Genomic DNA, 20,110 nt, shown 5'->3' on the forward strand with positions numbered 1-20,110 from the left:
CTCAACGGACGGGCAGCGCTGCCCTGACCTGCTCGAGGGTGGGCGCGCCGGCAGGCCCTTTATCAGTCATGTATCGGCGGCACGCCAACCCGACCGGGGTGGAGGCATCAGCGAACACATCAACCCCATCGATCAGAATGCTCGGGGAGCCGTGGAAGCCAACCTGTTCGGCCTCTTCCACCGTGTCGACCGTCTGCCGCTTCACAACAATCTCTGGCCGTTCCGCGGCGAGCAGCATCAGCCGCTCGTCTGCGATTTTCCAGTTTGGGCAGTCGTCGAAGTACTGCAACGTGATCTCCATGCTTTGACCCTAAACCTTGCAGCACCGTAGAAGGTCAAGGGATAGGATGAGACCGTGCTCATTGGGGAAGTCGCCGCTATCACCGGCGTAGACAGTCAAACCATCCGGTTCTACGAACGTCAGGGTCTGCTGCCCGCGCCTCGTCGCGAACCCAATGGCTACCGCAGCTACGACGACGCCGCGATCGGCCGGCTGCAATTCATCCGGGCCGCCCAGGCCGCCGGCCTCACTTTGACCGAAATCGCCAGCATCGTCCACCTTCGCGATGCCGGTCAGACCCCATGCACCCATGTCTCGCTGCTCCTGGACCGGAAACTCGATGACGTTCGCACCCGTCAGAGGGAACTCTCCATCCTGGCTACGGAACTGGAGCAACTAATCGAGGCCAGTCACGACCTCGACCCACGCAACTGCGCCGACGCAGACATCTGCCACATCATCGGCCGCGCCGGGAAGGGCCGAACAAATTCCGTGACTGGATTGTCTTCCTGATTCTGATTCGGGCTGAAATCAACCTGACTGTCGAAAGCATGATCATCCGGTGACATCTTCATCGCGTTCGTCCTTTTATGGAAGTTTCTCAGTTGGCAACCGAACCACTCGCGGCAATAGGACCGCTCGGAAAGATGCTTCCGCTGGGCACAGCACAGCGATGTTGGAAGTGTCGATTGTTATTCCGCGATCGGTCTCTGATCGGTATACAGAATCAGATTATTGTCACTGACAGCGGCTGGGAAAACCTTGCACACCACAATGTCCAAACCGGCCGACGCTGCCAATGCCGCTGCCACTCTGCGCCCGTCCGCGTGAGAGCATCTAGGTATGCCAAGCGCCGGCGCCATTGCGCTCTCTCACCGCCTGACTGGGATCGACGCTGCCCGTGGATTGGCGCTGCTTGGGATGATGGCGACCCATATCATTCCGTTGTACGACGGCGGAAATCCCACCCTCGTGGGAACGACCTTCTCAGGTAAATCCTCCGCGCTCTTCGCCGTCCTGGCAGGTGTCTCGATAGCTCTCTACACCGGCCGTGGCCGTCCGCACCGCGGTGAGCCATTGACGGCGGACCGACGTGGGCTAGCCGTCCGGGCGTTGGTGGTCGCGGTATTCGGCTTTGGCGCCGGGATCGTCCAAACGTCGATCGCGATCATCCTGGTCCACTATGCGTTCCTGTTCCTAATGGCGTTGCCTTTCGCCGGGCTGCGCGTGCGGCCGTTAATCGTGTGGGCTGCGGGGTGGTTGTTGTTTTCACCTGTCGTCGCCTACCGTGTCCGCCCGTTGCTGCGTGATTCGCTGGCTGAGGCCGAGCTGGGACATAACCCGGTCTGGTCGGACCTGCTGAATCCGGCGACGTTCGCAACCGATATCTTTTTCACCGGCTATTATCCGGTGGCGCAATGGCTTGGTTACCTTCTGGTCGGCATGGTGATCGGAAGGTTGGATCTGGACAGTGTCCCCACCCAGACATGGCTGATCGTTGGGGGGATTGGTGTCGCCGCATCCGCCAAGCGGCTGGCCGGCTTCTTCATGTATGACCTTGGCGGGCTGCCTGCGCTGCTGTCGACAGAGCAAGGCCGGCAAGTTCCACTGGAAGCCGCCATGCAGGTGAGCCTGTCTCCAGTCGAGCAGTCCGGATCCTGGTGGTGGCTGGCCAGCGCGGCACCTCATTCCGGAACCACGCTCGATTTACTGCACACCAGTGCCACCACCGCCGCCGTGATCGGTCTGTGCCTGCTCGCAACGCATTGGAACCGGAACCTGCTGCTGCCGCTGTCCGAGGCAGGCGCCATAACGCTGACCCTGTACACAGCCCACATCATCGCGCTCTCGATAGGACCGGCGGATGATTCCCCACCGGGGCAGGTCGTCCTGTTCTGGATTTACGCTGCGTCCGCCCTCGTGCTCGGAGCAGTGTTCGCGCTGCTCAAATGGCGCGGACCACTGGAATCGATGACATCCACGATGACCGCCACTGCGCGGGGAAATTTTTCGCAGCGGGTTTAAACGCTCAACCGGCTGCTGTGCTGAATCCCAATCCCATAGCCCATGGGGTTGCGCATGCAGCTGCATTCCCACCCCATTCCCGGCTCGCCTTGGTCCTGATGGGAGTTTTTGGCGGGCATCCACCGACCAGCTGAGGACCTTGCCCAGCCCGGCATTGAAGCCCACCTGCTCACATACTACTATGTCGCATAGTAGATAATAAGGCGGCGTTCACGTGCACACGTCCATGGATCTTCTCCCTTGCCGACACCCGGCCCCTTGCCTGGGATCGGTCGTGCCCGCTGACGCCAACGCTGGACATGCCGGCGATAGTGCGTTTTTCCCTCCGAGCAGCTCCGAATGGACAGCCACCGAGGAAGGCCTTGACCCTGAATCTTCCCGTCGCTTTATCCCTTGCCGAGCGGATGGTTGACGCCCCGCTGCCCCCAGTCCATGGGCTTTGGAGTTATTCCACCGGGATGGGGGTCAATCCAATATGGTTTCTGCTCTCCAGTTCGGGGGTTTTCTTTTACCTGGCCGGTATCTGGCGGCTGCATCGATGGGGCGGCCGATGGCCTCTCCGGCGCACTGCTTTCTGGCTGGCGGGCTTGGCGACGCTGCTCTACACCACCAGTGGCGGCATCAACGCCTACCGGGAATTTCTCCTCAGTACACACGTATTAATGCAGATGCTCCTTATCACAGTGGTTCCAATGCTGCTTGCGGCCGGGCGCCCCGTTGCCCTGGTACTGCAAACCATAGAAACCCGCACTGACGGCAGGTGGCAACCGCAGGAATGGATGAGAGCAGTCACTGCGTCATTGATGCTGCGTACTCTCTTGAATCCTTACGCGGCAATGGTCCTTCTGAACGCCTCGCTTCTCATCTTCTATAACTCACCGCTGCTTGAATGGGCCGTTCAGGATCCCCTCGGACACCAATGGATGACCGTGTCCTTTCTGGCCGTCGGTGCCCTGTTTGTTAACTCGCTTAGAAGATCAGCCCCCGGGCCGGGTAACCGGCCGCCGGACTCGGTCTATGCAGTGCTGATGGCAACACTGTCCTACATCGCGATGGGCCTCTTTATGCTCAGTAGCCCGAATCTCCTACTACCCGACTGGTACGGAGCCTTGGAGAGCCCCTGGGCGATCGACCCGGTAAATGACCAACGTCTGGCCAGCGTCTACGTGCTGGTTCTCGGGATAGTACAAGGTGGATTATTGAGTTTCGCGCTACTCAAACGTCCATTCGATGATGGTCCGGGCACCTGCACTTCAGTAACTGAAGCGACTGTCGCCGCATCGAGACCGCTTACTGCAGCAAAACGATACAACTAATCCGGCCTAATCCGTGCCCGGGCTGATTTCCTGGTATGTCTCAGGCGGACAGAGAAGATGCTGCGTCGTTGTGGCTGCCGGTGCCGCCAGAATAAACAGGGGGAGCACGAGGGCCGCTGCGGCGGCCATCCCGGCAACTGCAGTCCGGGCCGGCCCCAGGGGATTGGCTGGAGCGACAAGGCGGCGGACCCGCGTCACTGCGGTGCCACCGCCGGCCGCCAGTGCCGTGAGTGGAGTGTTGGACTGTTCTGCCAGACGCACCAGGGCGGTGGCGACGGTAAGCCGGGGACTGCTGCGGACCGCGTCGTCGTCGGCGGCCATTTCAACGAGAGCGCTCATTTCAGTGTAAGCGATCCGGAAAGCGCTCAATCGAGGGACGGCACGTTGGAGGGCATCTGCTGCTGCCAGAATCAGGTGATGGCGCCCTCGCAAGTGGGCACGCTCGTGTGCGAGGACGGCGGCAAACTGTTCCTCATCCAGAGCCTGAAGGGCGGCAGTGGTGAACACAACGGTACCCCGGCGGCCGGGAAGGCAATAAGCGGCAGCGGAAGGGTGATCGACGACCAGAGCTTCTGTATCCCGGTGGCGTCGCGCCACGGCGATCAAGGCATGCAGCTGTGCCTTCTTCATCCGATGGCTGATGTGAAGCCCGCGCAGCAAACAGTATCCGATGCGGCCGAGCACCGAGAGGGCAAGCACCGCCCCCGAAGCGCTCACCGCCGCTCCCCCGGGAGTTGAATATTGTGCCCGTAGAGCCATAGTGCACGATTCAATCAGCGCCGCTACGTCTGTGGTCCACGGAATAGCAGGAAGAGCCAGGGAAAGGCCAGCAAGCACAACCGTGAGCACCACTAAGGCACTTAGTGCCTGCCACACGAGGATCCCCAGCCGTGGTGCGCGGCGCAGCCATCCCAGACGCCGCAACAGACATGGACCCAGTGCAGCTGTAGAGACGCCAAAAATGAGCAGAACGATTGGCGCTGTCATGAGTGGCTGTCTTCGTCACTGGTGTTGCGCCCGCCCAGTGCTTCGCGCAGCAGCACGATGTTGTCGGAAGGGATAGTCTCCAGAAAGTGCAGCAAAGCCGCCGAGGGATTACTGCTGGAGGCTAAGGCCTGTCCCATAATGTCCGCCGTGTACTCGTCGCGCGGCCGTGCAGCGCGGTATCGGTAAGCCCGGCCATCTTTCTCGCGGACCAGCATGCCTTTGCGCCGCAAGTTATCCATCACAGTCATTACTGTGGTGTAGGCAAGGGTACGTTCACTCTGCAGGTCTTCGAGCACATCCCTGACGGCAACCGGATGCTCCAACACCCACAGCCGCTCCATCACAACCGCTTCCAATTCACCGAGTCTCTGCACTATCTATCCCACCTCTTCCACCACTTGCCGTCAGCCCTGCTCCCGACTTTTCTAATGGTCATAGTCGACCATCGGCGGGAGTGCCAACTCACTGCTCCCATACCGGCTGCGGTTCACACCTTTCCCTCAGGCTTGTTGTTGATGACGTGAGAGCCGGCTTCGACGACTGCCTCATTCACCTTATCCGGATCCAGTTCCCGGGACGCCGTAATGGTCGCCGCGGAAACTCCACCTTTGTTGAGGACAACATCAATGTTACCGACGCCCTCGAGCGTGGACAGTTCTTCTGTGACCGAGGCAATGCAGTGGCCGCAGGCCATCCCTGAAATGTCGACTTTTCTTGTGCTCATGCTTCCTCCCACTGATTTTGGCCTTCGACCCATCCGGCCACCGCACCTACGCGTGTTTTATCTGTCAAGCCGCAATTGGCAGTCTCCCAACCCCGATCATTTCCTCACTCATTTTCCCAATTTCAGGCTCCGCACAGGTCGGGAATGTTGGTGGAGAACGCAGCAAAACATCATGCAATCCCCCATCTTGATCCGGGCCGGCGCCAAGCCGTCAATTACCACTGTCATATACTATGCAATATAGTAGATAGCCAAGACTCCTACATATTCGGAAGTAAGCCTTGCCCTCGATTCGAATCGCCCTGCCCGCGTGCACCAGTTTCGGGCCTCCGCTTCACGTTCGGTCCGGGTGTGCCCTTGAGCTGAGCCTGAGGCGCCGGACGAGTGACCGTGCGAATATCCGGCGCTTCGTGGAAGCTGCACTCCTACTCCGGGTCAACTAGAAATTTTCGACTGAACCGACAGGTCCACCAGACAATACGAAAGATGAAGCGTGCGCCACATCCTGATGCATCCGGGTCGAACCCGACCTGCATGGGCGGCAGTCCTGGTCGGGCTGTTGTTCCTCATTGTCGGCGTTCTGGCCATGCACATCCTGCCGGGCGCGCACAATACACCCGCCCGTGCCGGGAGTCCGGTCCCTGTCATGGCCGCCCAGGCGGCCCAACCGTTCCCGGCCTCCTCACCGGCGACCGACAGAGATTCTGCGATGAGCCAGGAAGTTGCGCCGGGACCATCTGCCGCTCAGCCGGCCGATGGAGGAGCTGCTGGTGCCATGATGACGGTGTGCCAGCCCGCGGTCGCTGATCCCGACTGGCTTATCCCGCCCGATGTGCTTGCCACCACTGCGCCCCCGATTGGCGGCGCTTTATCCCATGCGAACAGCCTCACCACGCAACTGATACGCTCCCCATCATTCATACAGCTCTCCATCATCCGCACGTAGACAATACCGGCCCCCATATCTGCATCCCGGTATCCAGGAGGAACCGCGCGTTCCTCCCTGAAAAGAGAGTTTTGTTCATGAACCATCCCACAACACGCCGCACTTTCCTCGGGGCATCGGCCGCGACAGCGGCCATGGCCGCTCTGGCATCCTGCACCAACCCAACTACAAGCACGCAGCCGGGCTCGGCAACAACACGCATCATGCCCACTGATCCCATCATCGCCGAATTCGAAAAACGCCGCCCCACCAGCGGTGCACCCGTGGCACAACGGCTGACGCCGGCACCATTCGACACGGAAATCACCGGAAAGTCCCTCACCACCTGGGGCTACAACGACTCCCTGAACGCCCCGCTGATCCGGGCCAGCACCGGGGATACGCTCGACGCCACGGTCGCCAACCGGCTGGGCCAAGGCACCAGCGTGCACTGGCACGGCCTGGCCCTGCGCAACAACGCCGACGGCGTCCAGGGTCTGACCCAGAAAGCAATAGCCCCCGACACGAACTATGGCTACAACTTCCGCCTGGCCCACCCGGGGACCTACTGGTACCACTCCCATTTTGATATGCAGCGCGAACGCGCGCTTTACGGGCCGCTGATTATCGAGGACCCCCGGGAGCCACTGGCCTACGACCAGGAATGGGTGGTCCTCCTCGATGACTGGTTGGACGGCATCACCGGCACACCTGAAGAAGTCGCCAAAGAACTGTCCAGGGGCATGAACATGTCCGGGTCAAGCATGCAGGACATGAACCAAGGGAACATGAGCGGTATGGATGGCATGGACGTGGGGATGAAGCACATGCTCATGGGCGCCAAAAGCGAATACCTGGGCGGGGACGCAGGGGATGTGAAAATCCCGGTACACCTTTTCAACGGCAAGGCACCCATGAACCCCGAAACCCTGGAGAGCAAACCGGGCAACCGTATCCGGTTACGGATCATCAACGCCTCCGGCGACACCGCATACCGTGTCGGTGTCCCCGGCCAGAAACTCACGCTCACACATACCGACGGTTTCCCGGTACAACACGAGGATGCAGACGCCGTCGTGCTCGGCATGGGTGAACGCATCGACGCCATCCTGACCGTCCGGGATGGCTACACGCCCGTACTGGCACTTCCTGAAGGCAAGAAGGGAAACGCCTACGGCTTGATCCGCACCGGCATCGGCACGGCGCCCGGGGCTGATGCACTGCCGACGTCCCTGACCGGAAAGGTCGTCGACGGCAGCAGGCTGAAGGCAGACGAGTCCGTGTTGCTCGGGTCCAAGGCGCCGGACCGGGTTCACGAAATGCGGTTGACCGGTTCCATGGAAAAATACGACTGGGGCATCAACGGTCAACGCTTCGACATGTCCAACCCATTCCAGGGGGCCTTCGACCTCCGGCTGGACGAGCGGGTGCAGGTCAGGGTCATCAACGACACCCACATGTGGCACCCCATCCATCTGCACGGCCACACCTTCCAACTGGCCGGCAACGGCGCCCGCAAGGACACCGTCATCGTCAAGCCCGAACAAACAGTCGTGTTCAACTTCGACGCGGACAACCCCGGCCAGTGGCTGACACACTGCCACAATGCCTACCACGCCGAAGCCGGCATGATGGGCGTCTTCTCCTACATCAAATAGCCTTCCATGCCCGACCCCAAGGAAACGCAATGAACTCCAGTAACCAAGACAATGACGCTATGAAAAGCTATCGCCGTTCCCGGCGGCTGGTCCGGATCGGCCAAGCCCTGATGGCCGCAGGCTGCCTCGTAATCCTCTCCCACTGGATAGCACACATCGTCATCGAGGGCGGGCCGCCTGGAATCCAGGATCTACTGATCGGCTACCCCACCGGCTTCGCCGTGATCGTCATCGGAGCAATCATGGCCGGACAATCCCAAACCAAAAAGCGATAGCCACCGGCGGTTGGCAGCGGCCCCGGGGCACTGCCAACCGCCGGTCCGGCCGCAATTAGTAGTGCACTGGCGGCGGCACCTATGCGAGGACGGCGAGCCTATCTACCTGGCCGCGTATGCCGTCACGAATCTGGGGCCTTTACTCAATGCGGGCACGGCGTAAACGCTGTGCCCGGCGACGACCATGAACATGTAGCCGACCTGGCTGACTGTGGAGTAGGCCAGCAACCGCAGCACTTCGGTTTGTTGGAAGGCGGCCAAGTTACCCAGGGTCATGCTGGCGGCAGCGATGACGACCACCAGCAGCGGAACATCAAGAGAGACCCGGGTGAAAGGTTCGGCCACCAGCCGGAACGCGGCGGCCACGGCCCCAAGTTTGGGGATGGTGCTGATGAACGCCGCCATGACGGGGTTGGTTCCGGCTGTGACGTCGGGGACCCAGAAATGTCCCGGCACGGCTCCGGCTTTGAAGGCCATGCCTGCCAGCAGGCCGATAATTCCCAGAGCCACGAGCGGTGTTGGCGCTTGTGGCAGTGTCGAGGCGAGTTCACGGTAGTTGCCGGTGCCGGCTGCCAGCAACAGTGTTGCGATGCCTACCAGCATGAGTACTCCGACCAGGGCGCCCATGAGGTAATGCTTCAGGCTCGCCTCCACTGCCCTGCTGTCCTTGGCAAAACCGGCAAGGGCATAGAGCGGGATGCTGGCCAGCAAGTAGGACGCTGCCAGCATCAGCAGGTCATTGCTGGCGGCCAGGGCGATGGCGCCCAGCGCTGCGAGCATCATCAGCACGTAGGTTTCTGTTTCACGCGGGTGGCCGGCAAGCCGGGATGAGGCCAGCAGCGCGGCCGCGGCGGTGGAGAGGGCGATGGTGATGCGGACGACGCCGGTGGTGGTGTCGATCATCCAGCTGTCGCCGAAGACAGCTTTGTCCGGCTCAGTCAGGTCAATAGCGGCGGCGACGGCGCTGGCCAGGGCCGCCACCACGATCACGGCACGGACCTTGGCCTGCCGATGCTGTGCCCATAGGCCCAGCAACAGTCCTGCAACGGCGCCGAAGAGAAGCAGGATTTCCGGCAGCAGGTCCAAGGGGTTGGCCGACATTGCCTCCATACCTGTCATCGGTCCTCTGCCGGGTTGGGCACTTGGGTCTTTCCGGTGAGCAGCCGTTGCAGCGCCAGAAGGAACAAGCCGACGGTGACGACGATACCGGTGACCGCGATGACGGTGGGCACCGGCGCAGCCTGCAGCGAACCGGTGAAGATCTGGAACTCTGCAATGAAGGCTGACAGGCCGGGCAGGCCGAGCGAACCGAACGCGGCAACACCGAGGGCGGCAGCGAAGATTGGTGCAGGGCGGGCCAACCCGCCCCATCGGTTGAAGGCGTGCGTGCCGCCGCGGGAGAAAGGCACACCGGTGAATAGAAACAAGCTTCCGGTGAGCAGGGCGTGGCTGACAATTTGCACCATGGCACCGGTGACGGCGATCGTCCTGGCTTGTTCGTCGGCCTGGGCCACGAGGCCGGCCGCGCCGAGGCCGAGCAGAATTTATCCCATGTGGTTGACCGAGGTATAGGCGGATCATCCGTTTGAGTTCTGTTTGGGCCAGGGTGGTGAAGGCGCTCCAGAGCACGCTGATCACTCCGACGACCATGATGGTCATGGTCCGCCGTTGCCAGGCATCGGGCAGCATTGACATCGCGATACGGATAAAATCGTAGGTGCCCAGTTTCGGCAGCCCCCGGCGGGGACGGCTGGCCCGGCGGCCGGCGCGTCGGTGTGGGCAGGGCAGCCAGTGTGGAACGGGAACAGTGGCGTCTTCACCGCCAAGCCAATGCTGATGGCCAGCATGACCAGTCCCGCGGCTATCTAGCGGTGAATGGGTCAGCGGCGGGTTGGCCGCGAGGGTCGCCATGTCGAAAGTGGGGTTCTCGATGCCCAGGAAGAGTCCGATGAATCCCACCAGCAGGGCCAAGGAGCCGACGAACGTATAGATGCAGAATTTGAGTGCACTGCGGCGCCGGTTCCCGTGTCCACACCCGGCGATGACAAAGTACATGCCCACGATCGACAGATCGAAGAAGACGAAGAACAGGATCAAGTCCAATGCAGCGAAAGTACCGATCGAGGCCGTCTGCAGGAAGGTCCGGCCGGCCGGTTGGAGGCGAATCCGGCGCACATGCCCACCGTATGGTCCAGCAGTTATAGCACCTACCTACATGGCACCAAGCTCACCATCGTAGGAACGGTCTCGGGCAGTGCGAGGGAGCAACTCTTTCTGGGAAAGGTGGGCGCTCCACGCTTCGCGGTGTCTTTCTTCGATGCCGAAGACCGGATCACCGACGCAGTTGGGGTAGGTGGGGCCCGTGCCGTCAACCAGCAGCGTCCCTTCATTGCACGCAGCGCCACCTCCTCGCAGATTTGGCGCGCCGACGATACGGCAACGGCCGCGCAGTCACGTGAACGCCACGTTGAAAGCAGTGATACAACCGGCAGATCGGACGATGGTTCGTGGTGCTGGCGACTATCACCGGACTCCGCTTGTACGCCCAGCTCTGGCAGAGACAACGTTTGCCTTTTGAAGTCGGCGGCCGGGGCGTGGCTCCACCCAGGCAGCCATTACCGGCGACGATATCGAGTAATACTGTTATGCAGGAACTGTCCCGGGCAGCTGCCTGGAGATGTGGCAGAACCCGGTGTGGACCATCGATACAATGGAATTGCAGTCCCCCTTGCGGCAGGGGGTGCTGGCTTTGATCGGTATCGTCCTGTCTCCGCGCTGCCGGCGATCCCGATATCGGCATCAAACGTCGTCCTGGCGCTGAACGTCCAGTTGCTGCGGCGTCCGAATCTCAATCCTGGAAGGGTGCCAATGCGTAACAGGCGCTTCCCGCGCGTTGATGGTCAGCGGTTGCCTCCGGCGCCGCTGATCATCCTGTTGCCTGCACTGATTATCGGGATTCTGGCCATGCACATTTGGATCGGTGGCCACGGAACCATTGCCACCCATAGCGCTGCCGGACACTCCGCCGCGGTAGAGTCGATCGGTCAAGGGACGGCAGATGGCCATCCCGGCCATCCCGGCCATTCCGAACCCGAACAGTATTTTTCCCCGGACGCGGCTGGACCGGTGCCCGGCCAGGGCATGGATTCCGGGTGCGGCCACGGGTGCGGCTCAATGGATATGGCTATGGCCACTTGCGTGCTCGCCCTCGTGCTGCTCACCCTGACGCTGCTGCTTCCACCTGCTGCCGTGTCGCTGCACCGTCACCTCCTCGGATGGAGGCCACAACCCGTCCTGCCCAGGACCAGCGCCACCGCCAGGACTCCTTCCCTGGTGCAACTGTCGATCAGCCGAACCTAAAGACGGCTGAATGTCCTGCCCAGGGCTCAACCGCACCAGGCAGGACGAGAAGACAGGGCTGTCGGAAATTAATCTGCGGCCTTTGACGCCGTCACGCGTCATCGACAATGGACCACTATTTTGATGAAGGACGTCTTTATCATGAAGAAAATCTTCCCCTTAAGCGCCGCAGCGCTGGCTACGGCCATCGTCCTGGCTGGTTGCGGAGCTGATGAATCAGGACAAATGCCGAGTATGGATCACAGCACCATGGGCACCGAACAATCCACAGGAGCAAGCAACAGCGCATCCACCGAAGGTGGAAGCACGGATGTATCGGCCGAGCACAACAAGGCCGATGTGATGTTCGCGAAGATGATGTCGGTGCATCACAACCAGGCTGTGACGATGAGCAACATCATCCTGGACAAAGAGAACATTGATCCACAGGTCACCAAACTGGCCCGGCAGATCAAGGAAGCCCAGGGCCCCGAAATCCAAACCATGCACAGCTGGCTGAAAGCCTGGGGCGAGCCGGTGCCCGTCGGCGATCATCGGATGGGCGGCATGGATTCCATGAAGGGAATGTCCACCGGCGAGATGGAGGGCATGATGTCCGGGGAGCAGATGCAACAGCTCAAGACTGCTGATGGCGAAAAAACAGCGACGTTGTTCCTGTCCCACATGATCGAACATCACAAGGGCGCAGTCACGATGGCGCAGCAAGAGGTCAAGAACGGAACCAGTCCCGAGGCCATCGCCCTGGCCAAACAGATGCTCAAGGCGCAAAAGGCCGAAATCGAAACGATGAACGAACTGCTCGGAACCCTCTAACCCAGCTCCGACGCCCACGCCGACGACGGGGCTGCCACGATGGCTTTTTCGCGGCAGCCTCTCAAAACTGACCGGAGACAGATTCTTGACCGAGCACCGACACGCCTTCATTACACGCCGCAAAATTGCCACCGCCGCTGCCGCCGCCACGCTGCTGCTGGCAACAGGATGCAGCACCGGATCATCGACCCCCTCATACCCGCAGGCCCACATCCACGGTATGGCCGTCCAGGACGGTGGAGACACCGTCCTGTTGGCCACCCATGCCGGCCTGTACGACATGAGCACGGACCCCATCGAAGTCATTAGCCCGGCCATCGACCTGATGGGCTTCACGACCACCGGCGAACCGGGCCACTTCTACGCTTCGGGACACCCCGGCGAAGGTGCGCAGCTGCCCAACCCGGTGGGGCTGATCGAATCCACCGATGGCGGCCAAAACTGGCAACCCATCTCCCGGCAGGGCCAGTCCGACTTCCACTCACTGACCTACACCGAAGCCGGCGTCATCGGCTTCGACGGCGCAATCCGCACCAGCAACAACGGACAAAGCTGGTCCACACCCGACACCAGCATTGAACCAGCCGACCTGTCCGGCACAGCCGAGGGCCGGATGGTCCTTGCCGCCACGGAAGAAGGACTCAAACGGTCCCCCGACGGCGGAACCACCTGGAGCAAAGTTCCCGATGCACCCTTGCTGTATGTCACTGACTTCGCCTCCGCACAAGAGGTGGCCGGCATCAGCACCGATGGCTCTGTTTACACCAGCGAGGACGCCGGACTGACCTGGCGCCGGAGCGGCACCATCGACACCGAAGCCCACGCCATGGCAACCACCACGGGCAACGATGGGCAACTGCAGATCTGGATCGCCACAGAGCAAGACATCCTCGTTTCCAAGGATGGCGGCAGCACCTTTTCACCCTGGATGAGTCAGTAAAACCAGCACATAGCCCGGGAACATTGTTCCCGGGCTACTGACTCCTGCCTCCGGCGGGCTTATGTTCAGTACACCGGAACAGGCGGAAGGGGTCCTCTCATTCGCATCCGGTTTTCCGGTTCTACTCACTGTGCCGGTTCGTTGTGCCCCGCAGCATGTTCAACACGGCGTGTTGGCCGCTCATCTCACTACACAGTAATGCCCAGAATGATAATGCGTCAGTTCACTCCGGCAGCGGTGACGACTCATGGCTAAAGTCCTCGAGTTTGTCGCGGTACGGTTGCGGGCAGCGTCCCTCTTACTGACCATGCTGGCACTCATTGCCGGCATCCTGGCTTTGCATATTCTGGCCGGTGGCCACGGCACCGGAGACCATGGTTCGTCTTCCGGTCATTCAGCGGCGGCCCTGCCTACCGCCGGTGACGCTTCTGCTCTGCCACAGGGGGCCGCTTCCAACCACCAAACCCACCACGGTGTTGACCCGGCAGGCAGTAATGCACTGATGACGGCGAACCTGCCAGAGCATGAAACCGGGCCGGCCGCGGCGCAGGGTACCCTGCCATCACATACCGAATGCCATGAGAGCTGCCCCGAAGTGTTCGTGCTCAGTTGCGTGCTGGCACTGACGCTCCTTGGACTGGCAGTCCTGCCGCGCCGCACTTTTGCCTTCGACTACCGGTGCCGCGCATTTCCATGGATTCGTTGTTGTTCCTGCACAAGAGCATCACCCCCAGCAGCCTCTCGCCTGTTCAACTCTCCATCAGCCGCACCTGAACGGGTCAGTTCCACCTGCCACCATTCGGAGCAGGTTAATGGCTCTGACCGAGGAGCATGTGCTCCTCGTCGCTCCGGACCAACGGTCCTCTGCTGGCAGGCCAGTTCCAACGCCTGGCCTATGCCATGAAACTTCTGACCCCTTTTCATCACTAGCAGCCGAACATTCCCGGCGAACCGTTCCCTGACCGTCGCTACATGACGGATCAGGGTCATGTCCGGGACGGTGAGCGCCTGTTTGGCGCCTCGGCTCCGGCATCCCATGGAGATAGCTATGGAACCCCCGGATCACAGTCGTCATGCCCATCTATAACGGCCGCGAATTCGTCGCCCGGGCTCTCAGGTCGGTATTGGACCAAGACTACAAAAACTTTGAACTGCTGGTGATCGACGACGGGTCGACCGACGACTCCGTGAATACCATTATCGATACCCTCGCAGCTTCACCGCGACCCGGATCAGTCTCCGCCCGGCTTATCCAGCACTCGGAGAATCTTGGCTATGGCGCCGCCACCAACACCGGTTTACGCGAAGCCCGTGGAGATTGGATCCCGTTCGTGGAGGGACTGTAAGTTTAACGGTGTAACTCCAGAGGTTGAGAAGGAACCTGTGACAGACCCTCCTTACTCCTTACTGGCCGGACGTTCGTCGTTGTCTCCAAAGACGTAGTCAGCATCGTGATAGAGAGCAGGGCCGGCATCCTGGATCTGGCCATAGCAGATATTTCCGTCCTTGCGCAGCCGCACCCATCTGTTTTTCATCAGACTGAACATCGGATCATCCAGGCGTTGGTTGTACGGCGGCTCATCCGCCCACGGGATCACCTCTCCGCGTTGCTGGAAGGCGACCGGTCATTGACGTCGTCGAAAGGTAAATCCAGATAGAAGGGGTTCTGTTTCGGCGTCATTTCAGTCGGCATATATCCATTGTCTGTGGTTCGCGGTTCGGCCCGGCATTCCCCGTCCCGGACGATGCCATCACAACCGCCATAGTTTTCCAGCCAATTCACGTCGTAGGCTGACCTGACCCGGGAGCCGTCTGGGGCGTTCGGATCGTGAATCTCTCCGACCCAGAATGTTGTGGCGACAATGTTGGTACGCCACGGGTATTTCTCAGTACTCTGCTCTTCACTCCGTGTTGCACTTTGCCCCGGTGGCGAAGTACAAGCCGTACACGTCAGGGCAGCTGTCATGGTCCCTGCAATCGACGTCCATCGGTTCGGCGGCCGGAGTCCCGGTCTGCGGCGCGGGCTCATGATGTCCCGCGTTGCGCCACAGCGGGAGCGCCGCGCTTGTCATACATCGCGTAGTCATCGGTAATCAGTTCACCCGGCTCGCCTAAGCCTCGATCCACCGATGAGGTTTGGGGTGAGCTCTTGATTTGATTTCGGCTGTGTTGGGGACTTCCGGGCAGCGGTGATCGCCGGGCCTCGCTGCCCGGTATGTTCCACTGTTGAGTCCTCGTCTCGGGCCGGTCTCGGCTGATCGGTCAGGCTGATGCGTGCCGTGGTGGCGCGTTGATGCTGGTGAACAGGTTCGTCCAGGGCCTCTCCCATGGCCAATCCTGGGGTAGATGCAGGATGACTTGGCGGGCTGAGGTCGCGGCCCTGACCGGGACGCTGATCAGTTTGCGCCGGATCGTGCCCGTTGTCGCGTTGGCCAGGCCAGCACCGGCGATCGTTGCCGCTGCCCGGGTGAGGTTGAACGCGATGACGGCCAGCACCAGCCAGGCAGCGTTGGCATTGAATTTCCCGGAGGGCAGATGTGCCAGGGCGCTGTCCTTCAGATCGGCGTTGACCTGCTCGATCACCGCATGAGCCCGATGGGTCTTGTCGGCGGTGACGGTGTCGAGATTACTGGTGGTGAAGAACGCGTGGAAGCGGTGGGTGTCGAACAGTGTCGGCTGATCAACGTCCTTGGGAATCAGCTCGGGAATGCGGCGCCTGGCGCCATCACAGAGGCAGCCGGTGTCAGCGCTTGCATCGAAGCCGCGACGTTGAGGATGATGTCGTCCAAAGAGGTCACGGGCTTGAACCCAACCAATGAGTAGGCGCGGCTGTTATCCGGAACGCGCCGGCGCATATCCTCGAATCCTGCTGCGTACGCCGCTTCATACGGCACCAATACAATTTCGTTTTGGCTGTCCAGCAGCTGCTTGATCCGCTTGGCAAGATTCAGGATGGAAACTTCTTGTGCACTGCCCAGATTGATAGCCTGACCGTAGGCATCCGGATGTTCTGCAATGGCAATGATGGCCGGCACCACATCTGTGACATAGGAGAAACAGCGGGTTTGTGCACCATCGCCGAAGACGGTCATTGGCGCTCCGCGCAGTGCCTGCCCGATCAAGTTTGGCACCACCATGCCATAACGTCCGGTCTGCCTCGGACCCACGGTGTTGAACAGCCGCACAATGGTCACTTCCAGACCGAATTGCTGCCAGTAGGCATGGGCGAACGCCTTATCGATGCCTTTGGCCGCCGCATATGTCCAGCGGGATTTGAGCGGCGAACCCAGAATCCGGTCAGAGTCTTCCGCCAACGCATCAGCGGTGTTCTTGCCGTATACCTCGCTGGTGGAGGTCAACAGCAGCTTCGCCCCGCCACCCGTGCAGCCTCCATAACGGTTTAGTTCCATGGATATTGGTGCGCATGCTGTCGAGAGGATGGTCCACAATGACATTCACTCCGACGGCGGCGGCCAAGTGGAAGATTTGGTCAGCACCATCACAGGCGTCCGCTACAGCTGCGGCATCGAGTATGTCACCCCGGCGAAGTGTAAGACGCGGATGGTCTACGATAGGTTCGAGATTCCGGCTGGCACCGGTGGAAAGATTATCAAGGACGACGCCGCCATCCCCAGCATCGAGCAAACGCTCCGTCAAGTGGCTGCCGATAAATCCGGCGCCCCCGGTCACTACAGATTTCATGGCATTCCCCCGCCTCGTTCAATTCCCCTTGAATGAGTACGAGCTTAGGAACCATTCATAGGCCGGGGCACGAGTACTGGCTACTCCGTCTTCGGCTTCCCCCGTTACCTAATGGGAGTGGAGGGAGTCAGCAAGGCCTTCCCGTTACCCGGACCCGGAGTCCTCAAAAAAGATGGATCTTTGGCTCCCTCCCCGCTTGGCCCCTACCGTGACCAACAGGAACCATGTCGCCGGATCAGATCCCGCCCGACACCGCGAACCGGAGAGTTCTTTGGCAAGACCAGATCCCGGCAGCATCAACGGGCAAAGAACTGCTTATCAGATGCCGAGCCGATGAGCTCTTCCATTAGGTCGCTGCTTTGCACGTACGCGTTCCCGGAGAGGGGTACCACCGTCGATGGAAAGGAAAGGCGCGAATGAACGCATATTGCGGCATTGATTGGGCCGAGAGCCACCACGACATCGCTGTTGTTGACGACGCTGGGAATCTGTTGGCCTCCCGACGGATTGGCGACGATCTGACCGGGTTGCATAAGCTCCTGGATGTCCTTGCCGAACACGGTGATACCGTCACGGACCCAATTCCGATAGCCATCGAGACTCCCCGTGGGCTACTCGTGGCGAGCCTGCTGGGTACCGGCCATGAGGTGTATGCCATCAACCCCATGGCCGCGGCCCGCTACCGCGACCGGCATACCGTATCCCGCAAGAAATCCGATGCCCAGGATGCGTCCGTTCTCGCGAATATCCTGCGCACCGACAGACACGAACACCGGCCCCTACCCAATGACTCGGAGCTGGCCCGGGCCATCGCCGTGCTCGCCCGCGCCCAGCAGGACGCGGTCTGGAACCAGCTGGATCAGACCAACAAGGTTCGCGCCGTGCTGCGCGAGTATTATCCTGCAGCCCTGCTGGCCTTTCCCGAAACCAAGGCTCTGAACTCCGCGACCGCACGGATCCTGCTGCGGGCGGCGCCCACACCGGCGAAAGCGGCCAGCCTGACCCCGCGCCGGATCGAGCAGTTGCTGCGCAAAGCCGGCAGGACCCGGAATCTGGACGCCGAGGTCCGGCGCCTGCACCGGCGGCTACACAGCAACGAAATGCGCATGCCCCGGGCCGTTGAAGGCGCCTACGGCACCCAGCTGACAGCTATGCTCTCACAGCTCGATGCCGCCAGCTCGGCCGTGGATCAGCTCACCCAAGAATCCGAGGATCTCTTTGCCACTCATCCCGACGCGGCCATTATCACCAGCATGCCCGGTCTGGCGAAGACCACCGGGGCCCGGGTGTTGGCCCGAGATCGGCGACGACCGCTCGCGTTTCGCCACCGCCGGATCCTTGAAGGCCTATGCCGGTGCCGCGCCCGTCACCCGGGCCAGCGGCCGAAGCCACACCGTCATTGCCCGACGCGTCAAGAACAACCGGCTGGCCGCCGCAGGCTATGTATGGGCCTTTTCCGCCTTGACCGGATCGCCCGGGGCCCGGGCCACTATGACCGACGCAAAGCCGCCGGCGACCGGCACAGCGCCGCCCAACGCAACCTCTTCAACCGCCTGTTGAGTTGTCTGCACCACTGCCTGCAACATCGGGTCACCTATGACGAGACGACGGCCTTCGGCCAACACGAATTAGCCTCCGCCGCTTGACTTGTTAGGACCATCAGATGTCTTTTTAGTAGCCCCGAATTGAGGAAGAGTTGGGGTTGCTGGCCTGTCGGTCTCGGCATGACTCTGTCCCCCCAGTCGCACGTATGATCCGGGCGGTGTCGTCACCGGGATTCGATAGGCACCAGGGGATCGCTAATGGGAACCAGACCAGCCGCAGACACCACCGGGGCAAGGTCGGACCGTAACGTGGATGTCGAACTCTGGAGCCGCAGGACAGGGCCAGCCGTGTCTCACTGGGTCTACATTCTGGAGGTAGCGTGATCGACGATCACCAACACGTTGACGTGTTCATCGGCGTCGATGTCGGCAAAACAGAGCACCACGCCGTCGCTCTGAACCGGGACGGCAAGAAACTACTCGATAAGGCACTGCCGCAGGACGAGACGAAGCTGCGGGCCATCATCGACAAACTCACCACACACGGCACCGTGCTGCTGGTGGTTGATCAGCCCGCGACGATCGGTGCCCTGCCGGTCGCGGTCGCCGAAGCCGCCGGCATCGTGGTCGGCTACCTGCCCGGGCTGGCGATGCGCCGGATCGCGGACCTGCATCCCGGTGAGTCCAAAACGGACGCCCGAGATGCCTACATCATCGCTGAAGCCGCCCGCACCATGCCGCACACGCTGCGCTCCATCAAGGTCGCCGACGAGCAGTCCGCGGAGCTGTCGATGCTGTGTGGTTTCGACGATGATCTGGCCAAGCAGGCCACCGCCGCCTCGAACCGGATCCGTGGGCTGCTGACCCAGGTCCATCCGGCGCTGGAGCGGGTCATCGGCCCGCATCTGGACCACCCCGCCATGGCCGCCCTGCTACAGAAGTATCCGAGCCCGGCCGCCATGCGCCGGGCGGGCCAAGCCCGCGTGGCGGCTCACCTGCGCAAGACCGCGCCGCGGGCCGGCAAGCGCTGGGCCGCCGAGGTCTTCGCCGCCCTGTCCGAACAGACCGTGGTTGTTGCCGGCACCGACGCGGCGGCCATCGTGCTGGACCAACTGGCAGCGCAGCTGTCCCAGTTCCGCGACTCCCGCACGGAGGTCCTGGGCCGGGTCGAGGCCATCGTGGAGGCCCACCCTCTTCACGAGCTCCTGACGTCCCTACCGGCGGTCGGCGTCAGGACCGAAGCCCGCATCCTCACCGAGGTCGCCGTCTTGGACTTCAAGACCGCCGGGCACCTCGCCTCCTACGCCGGACTCGCCCCGGTCACCTGGCGATCAGGAACCTCGATCCGCGGCGACCACCCCTCACGCAAGGGCAATAAAGTCCTCAAACGAGCCCTGTTCCTCTCCGCCTTCGCCGCCCTCAAACACGACCAGTCCCGAGCCTATTACGACCGCAAACGCGCCGAAGGTAAACGCCACAACCAAGCCCTCATCGCCCTGGCCCGCCGCCGCTGCGACGTCCTCTTCGCCATGCTCCGCGACGGCGCCCTCTACGACACACC

19 protein-coding genes and 3 pseudogenes are annotated in these 20,110 nt (G+C 61.5%); 11 read left to right on the forward strand and 11 right to left on the reverse strand.

Annotated features, from left to right (window positions below; genetic code table 11):
* Position 1: 1 nt before the first annotated feature.
* Positions 2 to 301, reverse strand: coding sequence for a hypothetical protein (locus H535_RS0122155; protein WP_026821255.1), 300 nt, complete (start codon positions 299 to 301; stop codon positions 2 to 4).
* Positions 302 to 355: 54 nt separating this feature from the next.
* Between H535_RS0122155 and H535_RS27380 the strand changes: the two genes are divergently transcribed.
* From H535_RS27380 to H535_RS27385, 3 genes are all read left to right on the forward strand, one after another.
* Positions 356 to 793 carry a heavy metal-responsive transcriptional regulator gene (locus H535_RS27380; RefSeq protein WP_051299666.1) on the forward strand — a complete coding sequence of 146 codons (438 nt, stop codon included), beginning with the start codon at positions 356 to 358 and terminating at the stop codon, positions 791 to 793.
* Between the two features lie 330 nt (positions 794 to 1,123).
* The gene (locus H535_RS0122165; RefSeq protein WP_026821256.1) at positions 1,124 to 2,305 is read left to right on the forward strand and encodes a heparan-alpha-glucosaminide N-acetyltransferase domain-containing protein; all 1,182 of its coding nucleotides are present in this window, start codon (positions 1,124 to 1,126) and stop codon (positions 2,303 to 2,305) included.
* 362 nt (positions 2,306 to 2,667) lie between these two features.
* Positions 2,668 to 3,621, forward strand: coding sequence for a cytochrome c oxidase assembly protein (locus H535_RS27385; protein WP_026821257.1), 954 nt, complete (start codon positions 2,668 to 2,670; stop codon positions 3,619 to 3,621).
* Between the two features lie 6 nt (positions 3,622 to 3,627).
* Here H535_RS27385 and H535_RS28800 read toward each other — a convergent pair whose 3' ends face one another.
* The 3 genes from H535_RS28800 to H535_RS0122190 all read right to left on the reverse strand — a co-directional run bounded on the left by H535_RS28800 (position 3,628) and on the right by H535_RS0122190 (position 5,332).
* Positions 3,628 to 4,338 carry a M56 family metallopeptidase gene (locus tag H535_RS28800; RefSeq protein WP_162144927.1) on the reverse strand — a complete coding sequence of 237 codons (711 nt, stop codon included), beginning with the start codon at positions 4,336 to 4,338 and terminating at the stop codon, positions 3,628 to 3,630.
* A gap of 266 nt (positions 4,339 to 4,604) precedes the next feature.
* Complete coding sequence (locus tag H535_RS0122185; RefSeq protein ID WP_026821260.1) at positions 4,605 to 4,982, reverse strand: BlaI/MecI/CopY family transcriptional regulator; 378 nt, start codon at positions 4,980 to 4,982, stop codon at positions 4,605 to 4,607.
* A 113-nt stretch (positions 4,983 to 5,095) separates the two neighbouring features.
* Positions 5,096 to 5,332, reverse strand: a complete 237-nt coding sequence (locus H535_RS0122190; protein WP_026821261.1) for a heavy-metal-associated domain-containing protein — start codon at positions 5,330 to 5,332, stop codon at positions 5,096 to 5,098.
* A 1,023-nt stretch (positions 5,333 to 6,355) separates the two neighbouring features.
* On the opposite strand from H535_RS0122190, the gene H535_RS0122200 reads away from it, so the two are divergent.
* Complete coding sequence (locus H535_RS0122200; RefSeq protein WP_026821263.1) at positions 6,356 to 7,915, forward strand: multicopper oxidase family protein; 1,560 nt, start codon at positions 6,356 to 6,358, stop codon at positions 7,913 to 7,915.
* A gap of 29 nt (positions 7,916 to 7,944) precedes the next feature.
* Positions 7,945 to 8,190, forward strand: a complete 246-nt coding sequence (locus H535_RS0122205; protein ID WP_026821264.1) for a hypothetical protein — start codon at positions 7,945 to 7,947, stop codon at positions 8,188 to 8,190.
* Between the two features lie 102 nt (positions 8,191 to 8,292).
* Here the strand turns inward: H535_RS0122205 and H535_RS27395 are convergent, their stop codons facing one another.
* From H535_RS27395 to H535_RS30465, 3 genes and pseudogenes are all read right to left on the reverse strand, one after another.
* Positions 8,293 to 9,300, reverse strand: a complete 1,008-nt coding sequence (locus H535_RS27395) for an NADH-quinone oxidoreductase subunit N (RefSeq protein ID WP_245580421.1) — start codon at positions 9,298 to 9,300, stop codon at positions 8,293 to 8,295.
* 5 nt (positions 9,301 to 9,305) lie between these two features.
* Positions 9,306 to 9,704, reverse strand: a complete 399-nt coding sequence (locus H535_RS30235; protein WP_026821265.1) for a proton-conducting transporter transmembrane domain-containing protein — start codon at positions 9,702 to 9,704, stop codon at positions 9,306 to 9,308.
* Positions 9,705 to 9,825: 121 nt separating this feature from the next.
* A pseudogene (locus tag H535_RS30465) lies at positions 9,826 to 10,245 on the reverse strand (NADH-quinone oxidoreductase subunit M); the annotation flags it as partial.
* 813 nt (positions 10,246 to 11,058) lie between these two features.
* Between H535_RS30465 and H535_RS0122220 the strand changes: the two are divergent.
* The 4 genes from H535_RS0122220 to H535_RS0122235 all read left to right on the forward strand — a co-directional run bounded on the left by H535_RS0122220 (position 11,059) and on the right by H535_RS0122235 (position 14,649).
* Positions 11,059 to 11,550: a DUF6153 family protein gene (locus H535_RS0122220; protein WP_026821266.1), complete on the forward strand. Its 492-nt coding sequence runs from the start codon at positions 11,059 to 11,061 to the stop codon at positions 11,548 to 11,550.
* A gap of 141 nt (positions 11,551 to 11,691) precedes the next feature.
* Positions 11,692 to 12,363 (forward strand): DUF305 domain-containing protein, encoded by a 672-nt coding sequence (locus tag H535_RS0122225; protein ID WP_026821267.1) that lies wholly within the window; start codon positions 11,692 to 11,694, stop codon positions 12,361 to 12,363.
* 85 nt (positions 12,364 to 12,448) lie between these two features.
* On the forward strand, positions 12,449 to 13,303 hold the full coding sequence (locus tag H535_RS0122230; protein ID WP_026821268.1) for a F510_1955 family glycosylhydrolase: 855 nt from the start codon (positions 12,449 to 12,451) through the stop codon (positions 13,301 to 13,303).
* A gap of 1,061 nt (positions 13,304 to 14,364) precedes the next feature.
* A complete protein-coding gene (locus H535_RS0122235; protein ID WP_281171287.1) occupies positions 14,365 to 14,649 on the forward strand; it encodes a glycosyltransferase family 2 protein in 285 nt (94 codons plus the stop codon).
* A gap of 51 nt (positions 14,650 to 14,700) precedes the next feature.
* On the opposite strand, the gene H535_RS28140 is transcribed toward H535_RS0122235, so the two are convergent.
* The 4 genes and pseudogenes from H535_RS28140 to H535_RS30240 form a co-directional block, all read right to left on the reverse strand.
* Positions 14,701 to 14,838 (reverse strand): hypothetical protein, encoded by a 138-nt coding sequence (locus tag H535_RS28140; protein ID WP_155838834.1) that lies wholly within the window; start codon positions 14,836 to 14,838, stop codon positions 14,701 to 14,703.
* A 727-nt stretch (positions 14,839 to 15,565) separates the two neighbouring features.
* Positions 15,566 to 16,018: pseudogene (locus H535_RS27410) on the reverse strand (transposase); the annotation flags it as partial.
* Entirely contained in the window at positions 16,000 to 16,713 is a 714-nt protein-coding gene (locus H535_RS27415) for an NAD-dependent epimerase/dehydratase family protein (protein WP_281171284.1), read from the reverse strand. The pseudogene H535_RS27410 and the gene H535_RS27415, both read right to left, overlap by 19 nt.
* The gene (locus H535_RS30240; protein WP_281171285.1) at positions 16,622 to 17,005 is read right to left on the reverse strand and encodes an NAD-dependent epimerase/dehydratase family protein; all 384 of its coding nucleotides are present in this window, start codon (positions 17,003 to 17,005) and stop codon (positions 16,622 to 16,624) included. Before H535_RS30240 ends, H535_RS27415 begins: the two co-directional genes overlap by 92 nt.
* Before the next feature lie 416 nt (positions 17,006 to 17,421).
* On the opposite strand from H535_RS30240, the pseudogene H535_RS27420 reads away from it, so the two are divergent.
* Together H535_RS27420 and H535_RS0122270 are read left to right on the forward strand one after the other, a co-directional pair.
* Positions 17,422 to 18,651, forward strand: a pseudogene (locus H535_RS27420) (IS110 family RNA-guided transposase).
* 278 nt (positions 18,652 to 18,929) lie between these two features.
* On the forward strand, positions 18,930 to 20,110 hold a 1,181-nt coding region (locus H535_RS0122270; RefSeq protein ID WP_026821272.1), incomplete at its 3' end, for an IS110 family RNA-guided transposase.

The sequence above is a fragment of the Arthrobacter castelli DSM 16402 genome (genome assembly GCF_000430705.1).
Taxonomy (GTDB): Bacteria; Actinomycetota; Actinomycetes; order Actinomycetales; family Micrococcaceae; genus Arthrobacter_C; species Arthrobacter_C castelli.